The following is an 18,822-nucleotide window of genomic DNA, read 5'->3' as shown; positions in this document are numbered from 1 at the left end:
TATATTAACTGTCCAACTGATAAACGCTGCAACTGTTCGACAAATTACCCATTTAGTAAAGCGGGCATCTTAACATGCACTGGTTTCACTTCGACCCTTTTCTTTTGGGCCATGTAGAGTTCCGCCAAGGTAATTAAATAGGATAGTGTCGACTCAGCACCCTGATTTTGATTGACTCGGTCAATGTGCAGACCATCTCGGCACCCACCTGTCTGCTGATCATACAAGGGCAGACCCAGATCATTAAAGCCCGAAAACCACTTAAAAACCCGAATTGCAGTTCGCTGCCATTCAGCTTCACCCGTTACTTCGAAAGCTGCCAGGCAGGCCGATACGGTACTTTGCGCTTCGAGTGGTTGCTGATCGAAGTAAGCGCGGGCCTGACCTTTTGTATAAAACCCATTTGAACCAATGGGCTGGAAATGTCCGTAGGGAGCCGTTTGCAGGTTTATCAACCAGCGGAGTGATGTAAGACCCATATCTATCAGCCGCGTATCGCCTGAGCGGAGCAACGCGTGTGTTAGCACTGCATTATCGTAAGACAACGTGTTTTCGAACCAGGGCCATTCTTCCGTAGCGGTTTCGGTATAGCGAAAAACCAGTTTATCGAGCAATTGTCGCTGAATGGTTTTGGCCAGTCGGTCGTCGTTGAATTTCTTTTGATACTCGTGAATACCCAGCAACGAAAATGCCCAGGCGCGGGGTGACGTCATAGCAACGACACTTGGCAGCACATTTTCCAGCAGATTCATCGCCCAGCTAACGGTATTTCGATCCGTTGCCCGACCAATACAGGTACCCAACGCCCAGATGGTACGACCTGTGCTATCGTCAGAACCCACCTCTTCGAGCCAGCGACGGTCATAACTCATGAAGTTTCGGAACCGTCGGTAATCGTGCGCATAGGCATGGTTGATAAACGCGCAGTAGTTATCGGCCGTGCGAGCCAGTTTGGCATCACTCATGCCAGCCTCCTGCAAAATCTGCGTCAGAATCAGAGCACGGGCATTATCGTCGGTGCAATAGCCTTCTTCGTAATACGGCAGATGGTGTCGGGCATGCTGCACAATACCCGTCGAATCAGTTAGTCGGAACAGGTGATCAAGTCGAAGATCAGGCAGTTTAAAGGCAGCGCTACTATGGCCACCCATCGCATAAGGTACCTGGCTGTTAATGGTGCTCATGCGTTCCTGCCGAGCCTGTGTAAATGAATGGGCATACAATTGAATAACTCGTTCCCAGATCATTTCACGCCCCATCATATAGGCTTTCTTGCGCATCGAGTGTCGCGCAGGTTCGTCCGTTAGCAGATTAATAACCTGATTGGCGATAGCTTCTGAATCACCAAAAGGTACCAATATACCCCGACCATCTGCAAGCAACTCTTCGGCATGCCAGTACGGGGTCGATATGACCGCTTTTCCGCAACCAAACGCGTAGGATAGTGTACCCGAAGTAATCTGAGCCGGATTCAGATAAGGTGTAATGTAAATATCAGCAGAACCGAGGTACTCACGCAGGTCTTCTAATTCGACAAATTGATTATAGAATCGTATATGATCCCGAACGCCCAGGTCAGCCGCTAATTTTTTCAAACTATCGCGATACGCTTCACCTTCATGTTTCAGTAGATGAGGATGGGTTGCTCCCAGAAGCATATATACCACATTAGGATGCTGTTTAACAATTCGAGGTAATGCCCGGATCACATTCTCGATGCCTTTATTAGGCGACAGCAAGCCAAATGTTAAAACTGTTTGCTTGCCTTCCATGCCAAATTTATCCTTGTAGAAATGCGGATCAACGAAGGGCATATCGGGAATACCGTGCGAAATAACGTCAATTTTATCTCCGGGAATTTCGTAAATATTGATCAGGAAATCCCGGCCTTTTTCGCTCATACAAATCACCCGCGACGACAGATCAGCTATGCTTTTAAGAACAACTAACTGTTCTTCGTTTGGGTCTTTCAAAATAGTATGGAAGGTAGTTACTACTGGCATGGTCAGATTCTGTAGCAGCGTCAGAATATAGCTCCCTGCCGAACCACCATAGATACCATATTCGTGTTGCAGACAGACAACATCGACATCTTTTGAATTCAAAAACTCAGCGGCTTTACGATAGGCGTTCTGATCGTGCTGGTAAAAATCATACCGAACTTCTGACGGATAATCATAGCCATCAGGCGTATCGTTTACCGATATAACTAAAGCGTTGGAATCAGGAATAAATGAATTGTACGATTGATAGAGATCAGCTGTAAACGTAGCAATGCCGCACTGTCGGGGTAAATAATCTCCGACAAACGCTACATTTTTGGGATTATGCTCCCAAACATTTAACCGTTGATCGCCCTGATTCGCTATTCCGCTAAAGTTTGTATGAGTTGTCATATGGTTGAGTAGGGTTATCTTACTACATGGTGTATTACCTACTACTACAATCGACTTATACCCCCTTTTGTTTGGCAAGACCGAACATTTTAATAATGTAGCGGCCCCATTTGTTGATTCGACAAATTATTATCCAACTAAAACTTTATTTTACCCTATAAACAATGGCAAGTCCTGTCAATACTCTGCCCAAAAACAGAGATTGACAGGACTTGGGATATAACACTATTCTGGGGAGAAAGGCCCATGTTTATCGGACTGAATAAGGGCCTAGATGCATTCAAGAGATCGATCAACATCCCTTCACGCTACAGGCTTATTCTTACGAAAACCCTCGTTACTAGTGTAGTAGAATTTTAAAAATACCGTTTTTAAAGCGAGCGGTTTGAACTGTTTTATCAGATAGCTCAACTTCGAAAGCGCCTTCAATCGCTTGTTGACTCGCATTGTAGCCAGTAATCTGAATCCAACCGACGCTGCTGCCCTGAGAAGTATACGTTTTTAGAATACTATCTCCTCCGAGAAGCCAATAGTACAAAACAGCGCCATCCTGCGCAGCGCACAAATTCAGATCTGAAATGTTGTACTTACCCACAGCCAGTGGAACATTGTGAAAAGTCAATAGTTGGGTTGGGATACAATTTCCTAAACAACCTGTGACCGTTTGCTTAGGGGCGGTATTAGTAAAAGGTAAGTCTGTGGAGAAACTGATGTCTATCCTATTTTTTGTACAAGTATTCTCTGTACCTAAAGTCACTGTTTTAGAGGCAGAAGCAGATCCATACCACGTTGAGTCATTAAGTGTAGCGGTTACTCGGTATGGTCCATCGATTGTTGCTGCTTCTGGCGTAGTCGCCGATTTTGAACAGGCCAGACAGCTAACTACTAAATAGAAAAACCACTTCGACATATTCATAGGAATTCCATTTATCTTGATGCAAGATCGTTATTCTATTGCTTATAGACCCAACCGAAGCCGGGCTGATGTGCTTATAGTTAATAGTCCACCAGACCTATATTCAACTCGTAATGCTCTGGCCACAACGCTATTTGGAATGGTTACCGCATGGCCTACCTGAACCAGGTCGGTTTGAGTAGGCACGTGGTTACAGGACCAAACAGTGGGATCGTCCCAATTACCCACTTTAAGCGTGTACATTATTGTGCAGGGGTTGACCGTCACTATAGCACTACCAATTACGCTACCGGTACTACAGCCACTAGCTACCTGCCCCAACGTATAAGTTGTGCTGACGCTTGGGGCCACTGTGAAACTAAAGGGCGAAGCGGAGATACCCGTAAAGATAGTAGGCACACCACTACTGGAATTAACCGTTAATGAAAAAGGGGGACCACCGGTCAGGCTAGTTGTGAGCGTAGCCATTTGCCCAGCCGTAATTGTGGTTGACCCAACAAGGCTGGCAGCTGGCGCGATACAGGCTGGCTTAATAACCAATATATAATCCTCTGTTTCACCATAGGCATAACCTCCACACGGATCTGAAGGAACAGTTAAATAAGCAACCACAACCCGCATAGCAACAGTATTAGCGGTGATACTGGCCGGAATGAACAGGCTCCCTGAAAACGTACTGGCCGTATTAACGACTGACATTTGATATAGCTGTTCACTTGTTTCAAATATGCCGTTATTATCCAGATCAACCCATATGCTGCCGCCCATACCGTTCCATGCGCCTTTAGTGACGGTAAAGGTTGATGATTGACCAGCCGTAACTGTTCCACTCACCCCCGTAAATGAAGTATAATAATTGCTGCTACTGGGCGAACAGCCCGAATTTTGACTTAAAGTTGTACCATTAATGGCTACATCCGTTATGTTAATGGAATAAGGACAGCCATCACTCGCAAAATAAGGGCTACAATAGGGAGCTATCACCATAGTGGTTGTACTGATGCTGCCCGTGGTCGTATTAGAGGCTCTAATTCGGTAGTAATATCTGGTACCATTTGTAAACGACATGTCAGTAAATGAAGTGACGTTAGGTTCTACACCACCCATTGGCGTAAAGCCCGTTGTGGGTAAAGTTGATCGCTCGATAAAATAGCCCATTTCATTACTGGAATTATCCTGCCAGGTAATTACGATGGCACTATTAACTATGCTCGCAACCACATTCGACGGCGCTGTCATAACTGTCTCCGGAGCATCGAGGGTATATTGCGTGTGGCTCTGACGTATTGCTAGTCCTGCCTGAATACGGTCGTATTGCCCTGCGGTGAAATCATGTACGCACGGGTAATAATAGGACATAATATTAGTAGGCGAGGGTGTATAGAGATTGCGCAGATCATCAAAAAAACTACACATATACGTGGAAGGGCATTCAGATATACAGGTGTAATCTGCGCCTGAGTACCGCCCATAAGGGTCGGCGGGCGTGTCACAGACCAGATCACCTGCTGTAGTGCAGTTAGCTCCAGGGCCACGCGTCACTAATTCGTAGCCATAAAATGACTCAAAGGTGTGCAATAGATTGAACGTATGACCTAATTCATGCGGTACTAATCGGTTGCCCATGTCGTCATCATAATTTTCATCCAGAATGATCGTACGAGTAGATCCGACATTATCGGCGGGGAATTGTGCATAACCGCCCAGCGAAGTATTATCGAATGCATGGACATAGTACTGGTTCAATGCATTAGTCACATCGCGGGGAGCTACCGTGGCATCATCAATGGTTTGTCGATACTGGGTATACAAAGCATCATTGTCTATATAATCAGGGGTAGTACCTGCAAAATAGAATTGAATACCGTTTCCATTCTGAAGATAATAGTTGTTGGTGAGAGCCATTACATTATTAAGACTGGTCATACTATAGCCCCCTGTACCATCAGCTTTTCGAATAATATGTGGCCTGATGGGGACATAGGTAATCGTATTGAGAGCCATTCCGGAAGCTTGTTTTAAACGAAGAGCTAAAACCGCTTCGGCTTCAAGGGCCTTCTGTGTGGCAGGTGACAGGCTTTCTGTACCACATTGAAATATAGGTCGATTAATCCGTTGGGCTGATACTGACAGAGGTATCGAGAATAGTAAGCAGATCAACAATCGACTACCTGATTGACCAGAATTCCTTAAACAGGCAATCACACTTAGTAACTTAATTATTAAATCAGGAAACATAAATTATTATTTCACATATTATTGATAAAATACAGTTTATTGTTGTTTTTTCACAATTAAAGAAACTAAACAATCAACTCGCCACGCGTTCAAATATATAAAATATATTATAATAGATACATAATCCCAAATCAAAGTTCAAATTCCTCAGATGAAACGCCAGCGTTTTTCCGTACCTTGCGGCCTTACTTTGCGTTAATCAGGAATGATCTGGCACCGTATCTCATCGTTCATTTTAGGTAATAGAATTGCGTTAATCGTAGTTGTTTTGCTCAGTACGGCCTTTATGGGCTATCAGGCCAGCAAGGTTAAACTCTCCTATGAATTAGCTAAAATCCTACCTGTCACAGACCCTGATTACCAGCGTTACGAAGCCTTTAAATCACGCTTTGGTCAGGATGGCAGTGTGATGGTGTTGTGCATTGAAACAGATAGCATGTACCAGCTTGGATTCTTCAATGATTGGTATGCATTGAGTCAGAAAATTCGAAAGATCGAGGGAGTTAAAGATGTGGTGTCGAATGCCAATCTGTTTGGTATTATTCGCGACGATTCGGCACACACTTTCCGCATTCGTCCTTTAGTAGCGCGACCGCTTACTACACAGATTGGCTTAGATAGCCTTCGCACGCGAATTGCCGCCCTACCCTTCTACCGGGGTTTAGTAAGCGACAGCAGTGGGCGTGCACACCTAATGGCCATTACCTTCGATCAGAAAGTGGTAAATACGAAGAACCGGATTAATCTGGTTCGCAAAGTCGAAGCTGTAGCCGATTCTTTTGGTAAACAACATATTCTGTTAGGCTCTGGAACTCCGCAGGTAATTGATGGATCAGGAGCTGCCGGTACGGTACACATGTCGGGAATGCCCTATATCCGTACGGAATTTTCGGCAAAGGTCAGTAAAGAAATGAGCCTGTTTATGGGGCTGGCGTTTCTGGTAACGGGCCTGATCCTCTTTTACTTCTTTCGTTCCTTAACCATCGTGCTGGCCGCTCTGGCAGTTGTAGGGGTAGGAGTCGTTTGGGCAACGGGCTATATTGTTTTGTTCGGTTATGATATTACGTTGCTAACGGGTCTGATTCCTCCATTAATCATCGTTATCGGCGTTCCGAACGCTATTTTTCTGCTCAATCGCTACCATGAAGAACTGAATCGAAAGCGTACTCAAGAGGAAGCATTAACTATTGCGACGGAGAAAATTGGAGAAACTACCTTCTTTGCCAATGTAACCACGAGTATCGGCTTTTTCGTGTTTTATTTTACTGGTAGCCCGCTCCTACTACAGTTTGGTTTGGTGGCCGCTTTTGGCATTATGACTACCTATGTTGTATCGTTAATTCTGATTCCAATTATTTTCAGTTACCTATCCGTTCCATCGGCCAAACAACGTGGGCATTTAGAACGTCGACAGGTAAGTGGTTTTCTGACGTGGGTAAATGAACTAGTGCATACGCGCCGGACAGCCATCTACCTATTTATTGGTCTTGTTACAGCCATTTCGATCGTGGGTGCTTTTCGCATCAATCCAATTGGCTACGTGGTGGATGATTTACCCAAAAACGACCCGATTTACACGGACCTGAAGTTTATTGAAAGTCGGTTTAAGGGTGTCATGCCATTTGAAGTAAGTATTGATACCAAACGGCCTGGCCGGGTACTTACCCCTCAAACGATGACCAAAATCAAAGTGCTTGAACGCGAATTCAGCAAGTATAATGAATTTACAAGGCCACTCTCGCTGGTAGAAGCTGTCAAGTTTTTTTACCAATCGTACCGGGGTGGCGATCCGAAATATTTTGCGTTACCCGGTGCACTCGAGTTGAGCCAATTAGCGAGCTATGCCCCTCAGTTGAAAGGCGCTAAGAATGCTGCAGGTGGATCTGCGTTTAAGGCGTATATGGATACTACGTTCAGGTATACCCGTATCAGTTTTCAAATGCCCGATGTTGGCACTGTGCGTATTACAGAACTAGTAAATGAACTCCAGCCAAAAGCTGATTCTATTTTCAACATAGACCGTGCCACCGGCAAGCGCGTTGCTACCGATGAGCAATACGAAGTAACTATTACGGGAAATAGCGTGGTATTTACGCGTGGCAATGCTTACCTGCTGAAAAACCTCGCCGAGAGCACTGTATTGGCGGTCGTGCTGGTATCGATCATTCTTATTATTCTACTCCGCGATATTCGATTAAGTCTGATTGCCATTCTGCCTAGTGTAGTTCCTTTGATCGTTACGGCAGGTCTTATGGGATTCTGCGACATTCACCTTAAACCGTCTACGATACTGATTTTCAGCATTGCCTTTGGCATTTCCTCCGACGGCACTATTTATTTCATCACGAAGTACCGGGATGAATTGCGGAATCAGAAACTGAGTTTAGATCAGGCTATTTCGGAAACCATACGCTATACTGGCATCAGCATGTTCTACACGGCTATGATTTTGTTTGCGGGTTTCGCCATTTTTGCCGCATCTACGTTTCAGGGGACTGTTGCACTAGGCATTCTGGTATCAATCACGTTGCTCATGGGGATGGCCTCTAATCTGATTCTACTCCCCGCATTTCTGCTGACAATCGATAAAAAGCGAAAAGGCGTGCGGAAGGAATAATGAAGAATAGCAATTCCGTCTACACGCTTTTTAAACGTCTTCAAGAAAAGTATCGAAAGAAACAAACTGATTGCCAAATCGATGCTGAATACGTTGACGCAGTGCATCTGCATGGATTTCCTGGTATGTCGTATAAGCATCCAGGGTATCGAAATCGAGTTGGATTGAGAAGGTTGTTCCACCATTGTCGAGTTCAGTCAGCAAGCGTAAAACCCGGTGACTCACAGGGAGTTCAGTTGCCATAGCGGCTGGCAGAAAAAATCGTTTCATCCAGCGAAGCCAGTCGTTCGCAACTTCATTAGAAACGCTATACGTAGTATTGTAAAGAATCATATAGGAGACAAACAAGCAATCGACAAGGTAAGTTGGCGGTTTGGTTGTTTCTTTGCTTCGAGAAATCAATTTATCCGTTAAACTGACCAAGTTATGTATTCTGGATTAGTACATGCTCACTCGGGACTTCGCTGGGTAGCCCTTATTCTGTTAATCGTCGCTGTTATCACTGCTATTGGTAAATGGCAGGGCCGTAGCGGCTACACCGATGGCAATCGTAAATTATATCTGTTCACGCTGATTTCAGTACACACCCAACTACTACTGGGTCTAGTCCTATTTTTCATCAGTCCGAAGGTTGACTTTAGTAAGATGAGTGACAGTTTTTACCGATTCTATGATGTCGAACACACGACGGGTATGTTAATTGCCATTGTACTGATTACGATTGGTTACTCCCGTTCCAAACGTGCGTCTGACGCCACGACCAAACAACGATTAGTCGGTATTTTTTATGGCTTAGGGCTTTTGCTTATTTTGGCTTCTATACCCTGGCCGTTCCGTATTATTGGCGCAAACTGGTTCTGATACCTCGCGCATCTTATAGATTGGCCTTATTGATGAGTAAGCTCTACTTGTTAATGAGGCCAATTCTGTTTTACGGCAGTAGTTTTTAGCTATATGTATTCTACTCTGAAAAAAATATCAAAATTTAACTCCTTAATTACTTTACGGTCAGTTACTTGCTAATTCTGGCACAAAAAAAGTTTGGCAAAATGTGGAAATTTTTCCTCATCTGATAGGTAGTTTCCCCATATTACGATACTTTTATAAACGTAACTTGGATTTGACCTACTTCTATGATGAGAAAAATGCTCCTGGCAGTAGTTTGTACTGTCTCGTTTGGCATCGTTCAAGCTCAAACCGTACCCACCGTACATAGTGACATACCCGCCGTAACTGACGTACCCACCGTAACTTCAAACAAGGCAAGTTTCTACGAGCAGATTCCGCTCGTTAACGATGTCATCAATTACGCCAAAGAGCATCTATCCGTCCGTTACCGATCCGGTGGTACAACCACTCGGGGCTTCGATTGCTCAGGATTTACCCGTTTCTGTTTTAATAAATTTGGAATTTCACTTCCGCACTCAAGTGCCGCTCAAGGCAGTGTAGGTGAAGCTATTGATAAAGAAGCAGCCCAACCCGGCGACTTAATTCTATTTAAAGGCCATAGCTCAGGCGGTAGCCGAATTGGCCATGTCGGTTTAATTACCGAAGTAATTGGCGATCAGGTCAAATTCATTCACTCTGCCTGGAATGGTGGTGTTCGTTATGATTACCTAAATGCCAGCTATTACCAACGACGATTCATGGGTGTCAGACGTGTTGCCCATTTGTTAGCAGAGAAATAAGGTATTGATTAAAGTAGGTGGAGTGAGTGAAATAGGTGTGGGAACAATAACCCGTTTTACCTACTTCACTCACTCCACTTACTTTAATTAGCTTTTCAACGTCGTTCCAACTCCTTGATTTACAGCATTGGCTAACTCATCAGCGTGGCAAATAATCACTTTCGACACCCCATTTTCCAACGCTTTAAAGGCATTGTCCAGCTTTGGAATCATGCCTTTATTAATAGCTCCTGCAGCTTTATAGTCAGCATAAAGAGCGGGTGTTAACTCGTTAATAACACTGTTGTCATCAGTAGGATCTTTCAGTACGCCTTTTTTTTCAAAGCAATAAATCAGCGTTACAGTATTGTGCCTAACCATATCGACAGCAATTGCCGAAGCCATTGTATCGGCATTGGTGTTTAATAAATCACCGGCAGCACTGTACGTGATTGGCGCAAAGACAGGCGTTAAACTCTGACGCAGGAAAAACTGTATTTGACCGGAATCAACCTCCTCTATATCTCCAACCATTCCATAATCAATATCTTTCACCGGGCGTTTTTTTGCCAGCACCGTACCTGCATCAGCTCCCGTCAAACCAATTGCATTAATATCCAACGCCTGGAGTTTAGCTACGATTTGTTTGTTGACCAAGCCTCCATATACCATCGTTACCACATCGAGCATAGGCTGATCAGTAATGCGTCGTCCTTCGACCATAGTGGTTTCAATACCAAGTTTATCCGCCACCTGCGTAGCTACTTTCCCCCCACCATGAACCAGTAGTTTAGGCCCTGCTAAACCAGCAAAGACCGTCAGAAAGCGTTTCAGGGCAGTTGGGTCGTCAATGACATTCCCGCCAATCTTAATTACAATTAAAGAATCCATTCTTAAACGCAGAGATTCGTGAGGTTTACGCAGAGAACGCGGAGGATTCTCTGTTACCTCTGCGCTTTCTCTATTTCTCTGCGTTTACATTGTTATTAAAATTTCCTTCAATACAGCCTGCGCCGACCACTCGCGGTTTGCAGCCTGTTCAATGACGAGCGATTGGGGGCTATCTAATACCTCGTCAGCTACTTTCAGATTACGTCGAACGGGTAGGCAGTGCATGAACTTTCCATTGTTCGTCAAACGCAGGTCGGCCATTGTGACTGCCCATGAAGAATCTTGCGTGAGCACTTGTCCGTAGTGCGCATATGACGACCAGTTTTTTCCGTAAATGAAATCAGCACCTTCAAATGCTTCGTCCTGATTGTGTGTCACACGGGCGTTTCCAACAAATTCGGGAGCGAGCTCATACCCTTCTGGATGCGTTATAACAAACTCAACGTCACGTGCATTCATCCATTCGGAAAACGAATTTGCAACGGCTTGCGGCAACGGCTTGAAATGTGGCAACCAGGTTAGCACAACTTTTGGTCGGGCTGGTATTAGCGAAGATTTCAGTTTGGCCTCTTCAATGGTGATGCAATCGGCTAGTGATTGCAACGGGTGGCGGGTTGCCGATTCAAGATTAACAATGGGTACTCGGGCATATTTCGCAAACTGATGCATGACCTGTTCGCGATAGTCTTTGTCACGATCTTTAAGTTCGGCAAAAGCTCGAATCCCGATAATGTTACAATAGCGCCCCATGACGGCAGCCGCTTCGCGAACATGTTCTGCTTTGTCGCCATTCATCAATACGCCTTCTTCCATTTCAAGCCCCCAGCTATCCTGGCCAACGTTCATCGTCATCACGTTCATGCCGAGATTTTGCGCTGCTTTCTGAGTGCTCATCCGCGTCCGCAGGCTGGAATTAAAGAAAATCATGCCAATCGTTTTGTTTTTGCCGAGGTGCTGATCGGCAAAAGGATTGGCTTTGGCATCGAGGCCAGACTGGATAAGGGCGTCAATATTGCTGACGTCGGCAAGAGAGAGAAAATTAGTCATTTATTTTAAACGCAAGGGGCGCAAGGAGAAGCGCAAAGAGCGCAAAAAAATTAAAGATTATTAACCACACGACGCATACCATTTTTTAGTAGAGTTACATTGAAATTTATTAGCAAACCCAAGCGGCATCCTGATAAACGTAAATAAGTCATAATCTGTGCCAGATGAACGTCAGTTAGTGCTTCGACTGCTTTTAATTCAATTATCACTTTTCGTTCAATCATCAAGTCAACCCGGTAGCCCGTATCTAATTTGATTGACTCATAAATGATAGGGAGCGCTTTTTGCCTTTCAATATATACATCTGCATTGAGTAATTCATAGGTCATGCATTCTTTATAAGCAGACTCAAGTAACCCAGGACCAAGCGTTCTATGAACTTTCAGGGCACAATCAAACACAATTCGTGATAACTCATTTTCTGTCATTGCGTTGCGTACTTTGCGGAGCCTTTGCGCCCTTTGCGTTTAAACAACCGTTGCGTTTAGACACACTCGCAGTGCGTCCAGGAACATATCGGCTTCATCGACGCCAATGGCCAGCGAAGGCAGTAGTCGAATGATGGTTTTACCGGCTACACCTGTAAACTGCTTGTGTTCGAACAGAAGTGTTTTTCGCAATGAATCAACTGGGAAATCATATTCAATACCAATCATCAGGCCGCGGCCGCGAAGTTCTTTGTAGCCACCAATCTGCCGAATGCCGTCCATGAGGTAGGTCCCCATACGCGTTGCATTTTCCATCAGGCCTTCGTCCTTCATAATGTCTAAAACAGCAATCCCAGCCGTACAGGCCAAATGATTACCGCCGAACGTAGTACCTAACAGACCGTAGCTAGCTTTGAATTTGGGTGAAATCAAAATTCCGCCGATAGGAAAGCCATTACCCATACCCTTCGCCATCGAGATAATGTCGGCTTCGATACCGCTGAACTGGTGCGAAAAGAACTTACCCGATCGGCCATAGCCGCACTGAACTCCATCCAGAATGAGCACAGCACCTGTCTCGTCGCAACGCTGACGGAGGGCTTTCAGAAATTCGTCCGTTGCTACCTGAATACCGCCAACTCCTTGAATACCTTCGACAATAACCGCGCAAGTATCCGATGTGATGCCTGCTTTAGCGGCTTCGACGTTATTGTACGGCAAAAAGCTAACGTGTTGATTATAATTGACCGGAGCCACAATGGCCGGATTATCGGTAACGGCAACGGCCCCGGCGGTGCGGCCGTGAAATGATTTGGTGAAAGCAACAACCTTTGTCCGCCCATTATGGAACGACGCCAGTTTCAGCGCATTTTCGTTAGCCTCAGCTCCTGAGTTGCATAGAAACAACGAATAGTCAGGATGGTCGGAAAGTGCGCCCAGTTTATCGGCCAGTTCCTGTTGTTGCGGAATCCGGACGGAATTCGAGTAAAAGGAAATCTTGTTCAACTGATCGGTCAGTGCCTGCACATACCGAGGATGCGTATGCCCAACCGAAATGACGGCATGACCGCCGTAGAGGTCTAAATAACGGGTGCCATTGACATCCCAAAGATAGCTGCCCTGTGCGCGAACAGGTTCAATATCGTATAGCGGGTAAACGTTAAACAGCTCTGCCATTCTTTTTAAAGCTATAAATGCCCCGATTAATGTATATTATCCGGGGCCTGACCATAAATGAGGTGCAAGTTTACGGATAATCAGTTGAAAATGGGCTTAAAACACAAAAAGGGAGCCTACAAGCTCCCTGATTTATACGTACATAATGTCAAAATCAGAGTTGACCCATAAATGACCGAAGTACCTGACTAGATTCGGCGGGTTGCTCGATCATACTCAAATGACCAGCCTGCTCAATAGTTGCCACGCTAATTCGATCAGAAAGGCTGGCTAATTGCGCCGTTTTTTCGTAAGGTATAAGCTGATCCTGGCGACCGAGCACCAGTAAAATGGGAAACTGAGCATCTCGTAAAACGTGCGTTCGGTCGGGACGATTGGCGATGGCTACCATCCCGGCAATTAGTGCATCGGCAGGTAAGTTCAGAAAGCGTTCCACTAAGTTCTGCGTTTTCTCCGATGGATAATCAGGAGCAACCATCTTAGGCAGTTGTTTCTGAATAAACGGGGCAGTACCCTGCGTTTTCAATCCTTCAATCACCTGCCTACGGACTTCCCGCCGAGCTTCATCATCCGCAGTGGCCGTTGAATGATATAAAACCAGACCTCGAACCATCTCCGGATGGCGTTCGGCAAAGGCCAGCGCCAGATAGCCTCCCATCGAATGTCCGACCAATATTACGTTCTCGACCTGTCCTGTCTGTAATCGGGCGTACAAATCTTCGGCATAAGCTTCAATTGACGTGTGGTTCGCCAAACGGGAAAAATCGGGTTTCAACACGGAGGCATCTAATGCCAAATCGGCGTAGATGCCATCCCAAATGGAAGCATCTACGCCGTGACCGTGGATGAGACAAATAGCAATTGACTGACTCATTCCAAATCCATTTACTCCATCAGTTAGGCGTTAACAACACCTATCAGGATAAGAACTAAACCAACAATAAAGCCGATGAGACCAAGAATACCCAATACGCTACCACCACCCAGCAATAACAGCAGTAAGCCAATGATACCAATAATAAGTCCCAATCGAATATTCGAATTCATGACCTTCGTTTGATCGGGGGCCACATGATTCTTAATTTTCTTGTCAATTTTCTTGAGCATTGTCCGCTCCATAAACGTCATCTTTTTAGCAGACGTTACGTTCGTCGATGTTACCGCCTTATCACTGGCCGAAGTCATTAGTGTGTTCAAACGGGCCATACGTTGGGTCAGCTTTTTGTTCGAAGCCAGTTTGTTGTCATTACGAACATATGCTTCAAGTTGACCCACGGCTTGTTTAGCCTGAGCGATCTGCTCAGCAGCAGCTGGCGCAGGGGTTGCTTCGGGCGTTGCTGGAGTAATTTCCGTAGATTTTGCCGTTTCAACGGGCGTTACAGTAGCAACTGCATTGGCTTGGGGTGATTTAAACTGTTCTCGTGCACTGGGCTGAAAATAGGCAACAGGACGGCTACAAGATGAAAGAATAACCGTGCCCAGACATACGGCAACGAGCGACTTGGTAAGCGTTCTCATAGATGAGGGGTTAAAAGTGAACGATTGAGATATCATCCCAACAACTGCAACTTTATGCATTTGTTGGCTTAATCCAAAAAAAATATAGCTTAAAGATGGAAAATCTATACTTAACTGCATCGTCAGCCACCGAAAATAATGAGCTTAACGAGGGGTTTATCCGTTGATAGTCAGTTACAGCAAACCAAGCAAAAGAAGAACAGCACCCACAATTAAAGCGATTACCCCAACGGTGAAGGCCGTGCCTGTTGTTAATAAAATCAGCAATAGACCTACAATGACTAATACAGCTCCAGTAGCCAGCGTCCCGGAATTTATCATTGCCTTATCGGGATTAGCAGGCGCGAGTTGTTTGCTGATTTTCTTATTCATTTTCTTGACCATCATGCGCTCCATCAAATTCATCTTTTTAGGAGCAGCTGTTTCGGTAGGAGCTAGATTAGCTTTGGTCGAAGCGGAAGCCAACAAAGTACGAACCCGATTCAGACGTTTCTGAACGGTTTTGTTAGAGGCCAGTTTGCTATTGTTGCTTACCAGCGCATCGATCTCATTCAGCGAGGAGTTAGCTTGAGCAAGCTGTTGGACAGGGCTTGTTGTTTCGGCTGCTGCTTGACTTACAGATGGCTGAGCGGCAACAACTGGTGCGACTGGAGAAGGAGCAGCCACGATGTGTTCACGTGCACTGGGTTGAAAATAAGCGACTGGGCGGCTACAAGATGATACAATGATTAGTCCTAGGAGTGCAGCGAAAAGTTGCTTCGAAAATGTGTTCATAATGTGAGAATTGAAGTGAACGATTAAGTTATCATCTTCAACAACTACAACTTTATTCGTTTGTTAGGAGGGGACTAAAAATAAGCCAGATTGACTTCAAAAAATCTAAAAAATCGTACGATTTCCAACAGAAAACCAAGCTTTTTGCTGCTAAAAATTGTACGATCCATCAATGAGTCAGCTTTATAAAAGTTCGATTAACAGGATTACTAATCCAGTAGCTAATGCGATAGCACCAAGCGCAAAGCCTCCACCAGTAGTCAATGCCACTAATAGAATACCACCCAACACCAGTATTGCTCCCAAAACCAGAATACTTTTACTAGCCAATGTTTTTTCGGGGTTAGTGGGTGCGAGTTGCCTGCTGATTTTCCTGTTCATTTTTTTAAGCATCAACCGTTCCACGAAAGTCGCTTTCTTAAGAGCTATAGTTTCGGTGGGAGCCAGGGTAGCTCTCGTTGCGGCAGAAGCTAACAGCATACGAACCCGGCTTAGACGTTTTTGACCCGTTTTATTACCCGCTAATTTGCGATCATTACTAACCAACGCATCAACTTCATCAAATGTCATCTTGGCTTGCGCAACTTGTTGGGCAGGACTGATCTCCTGAGCGGGGTTTTGGTCCAATTGAACTGGCGTAACGTTTATGGTCGCGGTTTGTGAAGATACCGGTACTATCTGCTCATGTGCACTGGGTTGAAAATAAGCAACAGGGCGACTACATGAAGTAACCAATAAAAGCAACAGTAAGCTTCCCAGAAGTTGGCAGGTAATAGTTCTCATACGAAACAGATAGTGAATGAAGTAATGAAATGAGTTATTGCAATGAACATACTAACCATTCGGGAGTGGTGTGGTTTATTAAAAAATTCTCTGGCACAAAAAAACTCCACGCCGGATTAGACGTGGAGTTTTGGCTATCTATGGTTGATTAAGCTACTGAGCGAAGTTGGTAAGTACTGGTTTTGCCAAATTTTTCGCGGGCATATTCCAGACTGATTGTCAATTCTTTGACGCCCGTTTGCGAGGGCATTTCAAACATAGCATCTGTAATGATCGACTCACAGATGGAACGCAGTCCACGAGCACCAAGACCATATTGCAAGGCCTGATCAACGATATAATTTAATGCAGTAGGGTCCCAATGAAGTGTAATACCCTCCATCTGAAAAAGCTTGTCATACTGCTTGGTGATGGCATTTTTGGGTTCAGTCAAAATCTGCATCAAGGTTGTACGATCGAGCGGTTCGAGGTGAGTTAGCACGGGTAAACGGCCAATTAGTTCTGGAATCAGTCCGAACGATTTCAGGTCCAGGGCCGAAATGTAACGCATCAGGTGACCTTTTTCAAACGTTTCGTTCAATCGCCGGTCGCCCGAGAAACCAATAGGTCGTGTATTGATCCGTTTGGTTATATGTCGCTCAATTCCATCAAATGCTCCTCCGCAGATGAACAGAATATTTTCGGTATTCAACGCGATCAGCCGTTGATCGGGGTGCTTCCGTCCACCCTGAGGTGGTACATTCACGACTGAGCCTTCCAGTAGCTTCAGCAGCGCCTGCTGAACTCCTTCTCCACTCACATCACGGGTAATACTGGGGTTATCTGACTTACGGGCAATTTTATCGATCTCATCAATGTAGACGATGCCTCGTTCAGCCGCTTCAACATTATAATCAGCAGCTTGTAACAGCCGGGTCAGGATTGTCTCTACATCTTCGCCAACATAACCAGCTTCGGTAATGACCGTAGCATCGGCAATGCAGAAAGGCACTTCAAGAATTTTAGCAATAGATCGGGCAAGATAGGTTTTACCCGTACCCGTTTCGCCCACCATAATAATGTTCGATTTCTCAATCGTTACATCATCATCAGTTTTGGGCTGCATTAAACGTTTGTAATGATTGTAAACGGCAACAGTGATGGATTTTTTGGCATCATCCTGACCAATAACGTATTGGTCGAGATGCCGTTTCATATCAATCGGCTTGATGAGATTAATTTTTACCTCACTTGGTTCACTACGTTTGGGGCGCATTTCTTCCAGCACCACCTGGTGCCCCTGCTCAATGCAGTAATTACAGATGTGTGCATCGATGCCTGACAGCAGCAGCATCACTTCGTTTTTGCGCCGTCCACAGAAGGAGCAACTAATTTGTGGCATGAACGTTTGCAGGGTGAATTGGGAGTTAGCGGACCCAGGTGATCGATACGCCTGTCATCCATTTAAACAGATCTTAAAAAACTTTGTTAGCCTAAATTTCGGCAGAAAAAAAATGACTCAGGCGAACCTGAGCCATTCGTAGTTAGCAAAGTTATTAATTGGTAAGCAAACGGTCAAATCGGGTTACCGTTTAATTGCCTCTTTCAGCGAGTATTACGCTTATTTATCGCGATGAAGAACTTCGTCGATCAAGCCATACTCTTTGGCTTCTTCGGCTCTGAACCATTTGTCGCGGTCAGAAGCTTGTTCGATTTCTTCGTAGGTACGGCCTGAATGACTAGCCAGAATCCGGTACAGATCCTTCTCCAGCTCAAGCATTTCTTTCATGGTCACCTGCATATCTTTTGAGGTTCCCTGCGCACCACCCGATGGTTGGTGAATCATAACCCGGGCGTGTGGTAAGGCAGAACGCTTACCAGCAGCACCGCCAGCCAGCAGAACAGCACCCATTGAAGCAGCAAGGCTCGTACAAACCGTGGCTACGTCAGGACGAACGTACTGCATAGTATCGTAAATACCCAAACCAGCATATACTGAACCACCGGGGCTATTCAGATACATCAGAATATCTTTCTTAGGATCAGCTGACTCCAGGAACAGCAGTTGGGCTACGATGATATTGGCGATATTATCGTCAACAGGCAAGCCCATGAAAATAATACGGTCGGCCATGAGCCGCGAGAACACATCTACTTCACGGAAGTTCATTGGCCGCTCTTCAATAACCGAACGGGTCATGTTTTCAACCGAACTGTTCTGAATGGTGTGTTTCACATAGCCGTCTACTGTCAGGCCATTGAGGCCCATGTGATGCACCGCGAAATTGCGGAATTCTTTTTCGTTATTCATAATGGGGTTTACTTCGTTAATTTGAAAACCAATAATGATTGGTGTAAGTTCGAGAATCGTTTCGTTACAAAATTGCGTTAT

The 18,822-nt window shown here is 45.1% G+C and carries 17 protein-coding genes; 3 read left to right on the top strand and 14 right to left on the bottom strand.

Going from position 1 to position 18,822, the window contains the following annotated elements; all coding sequences use genetic code 11:
• Nucleotides 1–44: 44 nt before the first annotated feature.
• From GO755_RS01855 to GO755_RS01845, 3 genes are all read right to left on the bottom strand, one after another.
• Nucleotides 45–2,396 (bottom strand): glycosyltransferase family 4 protein, encoded by a 2,352-nt coding sequence (locus GO755_RS01855; RefSeq protein ID WP_157582864.1) that lies wholly within the window; start codon nt 2,394–2,396, stop codon nt 45–47.
• Between the two features lie 340 nt (nt 2,397–2,736).
• Nucleotides 2,737–3,312, bottom strand: coding sequence for a hypothetical protein (locus GO755_RS01850; RefSeq protein ID WP_157582863.1), 576 nt, complete (start codon nt 3,310–3,312; stop codon nt 2,737–2,739).
• A gap of 42 nt (nt 3,313–3,354) precedes the next feature.
• Nucleotides 3,355–5,316 (bottom strand): GEVED domain-containing protein, encoded by a 1,962-nt coding sequence (locus tag GO755_RS01845; protein WP_198174727.1) that lies wholly within the window; start codon nt 5,314–5,316, stop codon nt 3,355–3,357.
• Nucleotides 5,317–5,755: 439 nt separating this feature from the next.
• Between GO755_RS01845 and GO755_RS01840 the strand changes: the two genes are divergently transcribed.
• The gene (locus tag GO755_RS01840) at nt 5,756–8,167 is read left to right on the top strand and encodes an efflux RND transporter permease subunit (RefSeq protein ID WP_157582861.1); all 2,412 of its coding nucleotides are present in this window, start codon (nt 5,756–5,758) and stop codon (nt 8,165–8,167) included.
• Between the two features lie 30 nt (nt 8,168–8,197).
• On the opposite strand, the gene GO755_RS01835 is transcribed toward GO755_RS01840, so the two are convergent.
• Nucleotides 8,198–8,500: a DUF4286 family protein gene (locus GO755_RS01835; RefSeq protein WP_157582860.1), complete on the bottom strand. Its 303-nt coding sequence runs from the start codon at nt 8,498–8,500 to the stop codon at nt 8,198–8,200.
• 93 nt (nt 8,501–8,593) lie between these two features.
• Here GO755_RS01835 and GO755_RS01830 point away from each other — a divergent pair, with 93 nt between their 5' ends.
• Both GO755_RS01830 and GO755_RS01825 read left to right on the top strand, forming a co-directional pair.
• Entirely contained in the window at nt 8,594–9,028 is a 435-nt protein-coding gene (locus GO755_RS01830) for a cytochrome B (protein ID WP_157582859.1), read from the top strand.
• A gap of 272 nt (nt 9,029–9,300) precedes the next feature.
• The gene (locus tag GO755_RS01825; RefSeq protein WP_227686829.1) at nt 9,301–9,855 is read left to right on the top strand and encodes a C40 family peptidase; all 555 of its coding nucleotides are present in this window, start codon (nt 9,301–9,303) and stop codon (nt 9,853–9,855) included.
• A gap of 87 nt (nt 9,856–9,942) precedes the next feature.
• On the opposite strand, the gene argB is transcribed toward GO755_RS01825, so the two are convergent.
• The 10 genes from argB to GO755_RS01775 all read right to left on the bottom strand — a co-directional run bounded on the left by argB (nt 9,943) and on the right by GO755_RS01775 (nt 18,741).
• Entirely contained in the window at nt 9,943–10,725 is a 783-nt protein-coding gene (gene argB / locus GO755_RS01820; RefSeq protein ID WP_157582858.1) for an acetylglutamate kinase, read from the bottom strand.
• An 84-nt stretch (nt 10,726–10,809) separates the two neighbouring features.
• Nucleotides 10,810–11,772 carry an N-acetylornithine carbamoyltransferase gene (locus GO755_RS01815; RefSeq protein WP_157582857.1) on the bottom strand — a complete coding sequence of 321 codons (963 nt, stop codon included), beginning with the start codon at nt 11,770–11,772 and terminating at the stop codon, nt 10,810–10,812.
• A gap of 50 nt (nt 11,773–11,822) precedes the next feature.
• Entirely contained in the window at nt 11,823–12,200 is a 378-nt protein-coding gene (locus GO755_RS01810; RefSeq protein ID WP_157582856.1) for a GxxExxY protein, read from the bottom strand.
• 39 nt (nt 12,201–12,239) lie between these two features.
• Nucleotides 12,240–13,376: an aspartate aminotransferase family protein gene (locus tag GO755_RS01805; protein ID WP_157582855.1), complete on the bottom strand. Its 1,137-nt coding sequence runs from the start codon at nt 13,374–13,376 to the stop codon at nt 12,240–12,242.
• Nucleotides 13,377–13,530: 154 nt separating this feature from the next.
• Nucleotides 13,531–14,250: an alpha/beta fold hydrolase gene (locus GO755_RS01800; protein ID WP_157582854.1), complete on the bottom strand. Its 720-nt coding sequence runs from the start codon at nt 14,248–14,250 to the stop codon at nt 13,531–13,533.
• A gap of 23 nt (nt 14,251–14,273) precedes the next feature.
• Nucleotides 14,274–14,894 carry a hypothetical protein gene (locus GO755_RS01795; protein ID WP_157582853.1) on the bottom strand — a complete coding sequence of 207 codons (621 nt, stop codon included), beginning with the start codon at nt 14,892–14,894 and terminating at the stop codon, nt 14,274–14,276.
• Between the two features lie 174 nt (nt 14,895–15,068).
• Nucleotides 15,069–15,668, bottom strand: coding sequence for a hypothetical protein (locus GO755_RS01790; protein WP_157582852.1), 600 nt, complete (start codon nt 15,666–15,668; stop codon nt 15,069–15,071).
• 183 nt (nt 15,669–15,851) lie between these two features.
• A complete protein-coding gene (locus GO755_RS01785) occupies nt 15,852–16,451 on the bottom strand; it encodes a hypothetical protein (RefSeq protein WP_157582851.1) in 600 nt (199 codons plus the stop codon).
• A gap of 148 nt (nt 16,452–16,599) precedes the next feature.
• Nucleotides 16,600–17,832, bottom strand: coding sequence for an ATP-dependent Clp protease ATP-binding subunit ClpX (clpX, locus tag GO755_RS01780; RefSeq protein ID WP_157582850.1), 1,233 nt, complete (start codon nt 17,830–17,832; stop codon nt 16,600–16,602).
• A gap of 219 nt (nt 17,833–18,051) precedes the next feature.
• Nucleotides 18,052–18,741 (bottom strand): ClpP family protease, encoded by a 690-nt coding sequence (locus GO755_RS01775; protein WP_157582849.1) that lies wholly within the window; start codon nt 18,739–18,741, stop codon nt 18,052–18,054.
• Between the last annotated feature and the right edge of the window lie 81 nt (nt 18,742–18,822).

The organism is Spirosoma arboris, assembly GCF_009754945.1.
GTDB classification, from domain to species: domain Bacteria; phylum Bacteroidota; class Bacteroidia; order Cytophagales; family Spirosomataceae; genus Spirosoma; species Spirosoma arboris.
The sequence above is the reverse complement of the archived record's forward strand: the minus strand, read 5'-3'. Positions and strand labels throughout refer to the sequence as shown.

What these genes read in the sequence shown, in the direction of transcription:
- GO755_RS01840 (WP_157582861.1), top strand. Translation starts at nt 5,756, where the DNA reads ATGATCTGGCACCGTATCTCATCGTTCATTTTAGGTAATAGAATTGCG.
- GO755_RS01785 (WP_157582851.1), bottom strand. Translation starts at nt 16,451, where the DNA reads ATGAGAACTATTACCTGCCAACTTCTGGGAAGCTTACTGTTGCTTTTA.
- GO755_RS01835 (WP_157582860.1), bottom strand. Translation starts at nt 8,500, where the DNA reads ATGATTCTTTACAATACTACGTATAGCGTTTCTAATGAAGTTGCGAAC.
- GO755_RS01830 (WP_157582859.1), top strand. Translation starts at nt 8,594, where the DNA reads ATGTATTCTGGATTAGTACATGCTCACTCGGGACTTCGCTGGGTAGCC.
- clpX (WP_157582850.1), bottom strand. Translation starts at nt 17,832, where the DNA reads ATGCCACAAATTAGTTGCTCCTTCTGTGGACGGCGCAAAAACGAAGTG.
- GO755_RS01845 (WP_198174727.1), bottom strand. Translation starts at nt 5,316, where the DNA reads ATGGCTCTCAATACGATTACCTATGTCCCCATCAGGCCACATATTATT.
- GO755_RS01800 (WP_157582854.1), bottom strand. Translation starts at nt 14,250, where the DNA reads ATGAGTCAGTCAATTGCTATTTGTCTCATCCACGGTCACGGCGTAGAT.
- GO755_RS01790 (WP_157582852.1), bottom strand. Translation starts at nt 15,668, where the DNA reads ATGAACACATTTTCGAAGCAACTTTTCGCTGCACTCCTAGGACTAATC.
- GO755_RS01810 (WP_157582856.1), bottom strand. Translation starts at nt 12,200, where the DNA reads ATGACAGAAAATGAGTTATCACGAATTGTGTTTGATTGTGCCCTGAAA.
- argB (WP_157582858.1), bottom strand. Translation starts at nt 10,725, where the DNA reads ATGGATTCTTTAATTGTAATTAAGATTGGCGGGAATGTCATTGACGAC.
- GO755_RS01815 (WP_157582857.1), bottom strand. Translation starts at nt 11,772, where the DNA reads ATGACTAATTTTCTCTCTCTTGCCGACGTCAGCAATATTGACGCCCTT.
- GO755_RS01855 (WP_157582864.1), bottom strand. Translation starts at nt 2,396, where the DNA reads ATGACAACTCATACAAACTTTAGCGGAATAGCGAATCAGGGCGATCAA.
- GO755_RS01775 (WP_157582849.1), bottom strand. Translation starts at nt 18,741, where the DNA reads ATGAATAACGAAAAAGAATTCCGCAATTTCGCGGTGCATCACATGGGC.
- GO755_RS01825 (WP_227686829.1), top strand. Translation starts at nt 9,301, where the DNA reads ATGATGAGAAAAATGCTCCTGGCAGTAGTTTGTACTGTCTCGTTTGGC.
- GO755_RS01795 (WP_157582853.1), bottom strand. Translation starts at nt 14,894, where the DNA reads ATGAGAACGCTTACCAAGTCGCTCGTTGCCGTATGTCTGGGCACGGTT.
- GO755_RS01805 (WP_157582855.1), bottom strand. Translation starts at nt 13,376, where the DNA reads ATGGCAGAGCTGTTTAACGTTTACCCGCTATACGATATTGAACCTGTT.
- GO755_RS01850 (WP_157582863.1), bottom strand. Translation starts at nt 3,312, where the DNA reads ATGAATATGTCGAAGTGGTTTTTCTATTTAGTAGTTAGCTGTCTGGCC.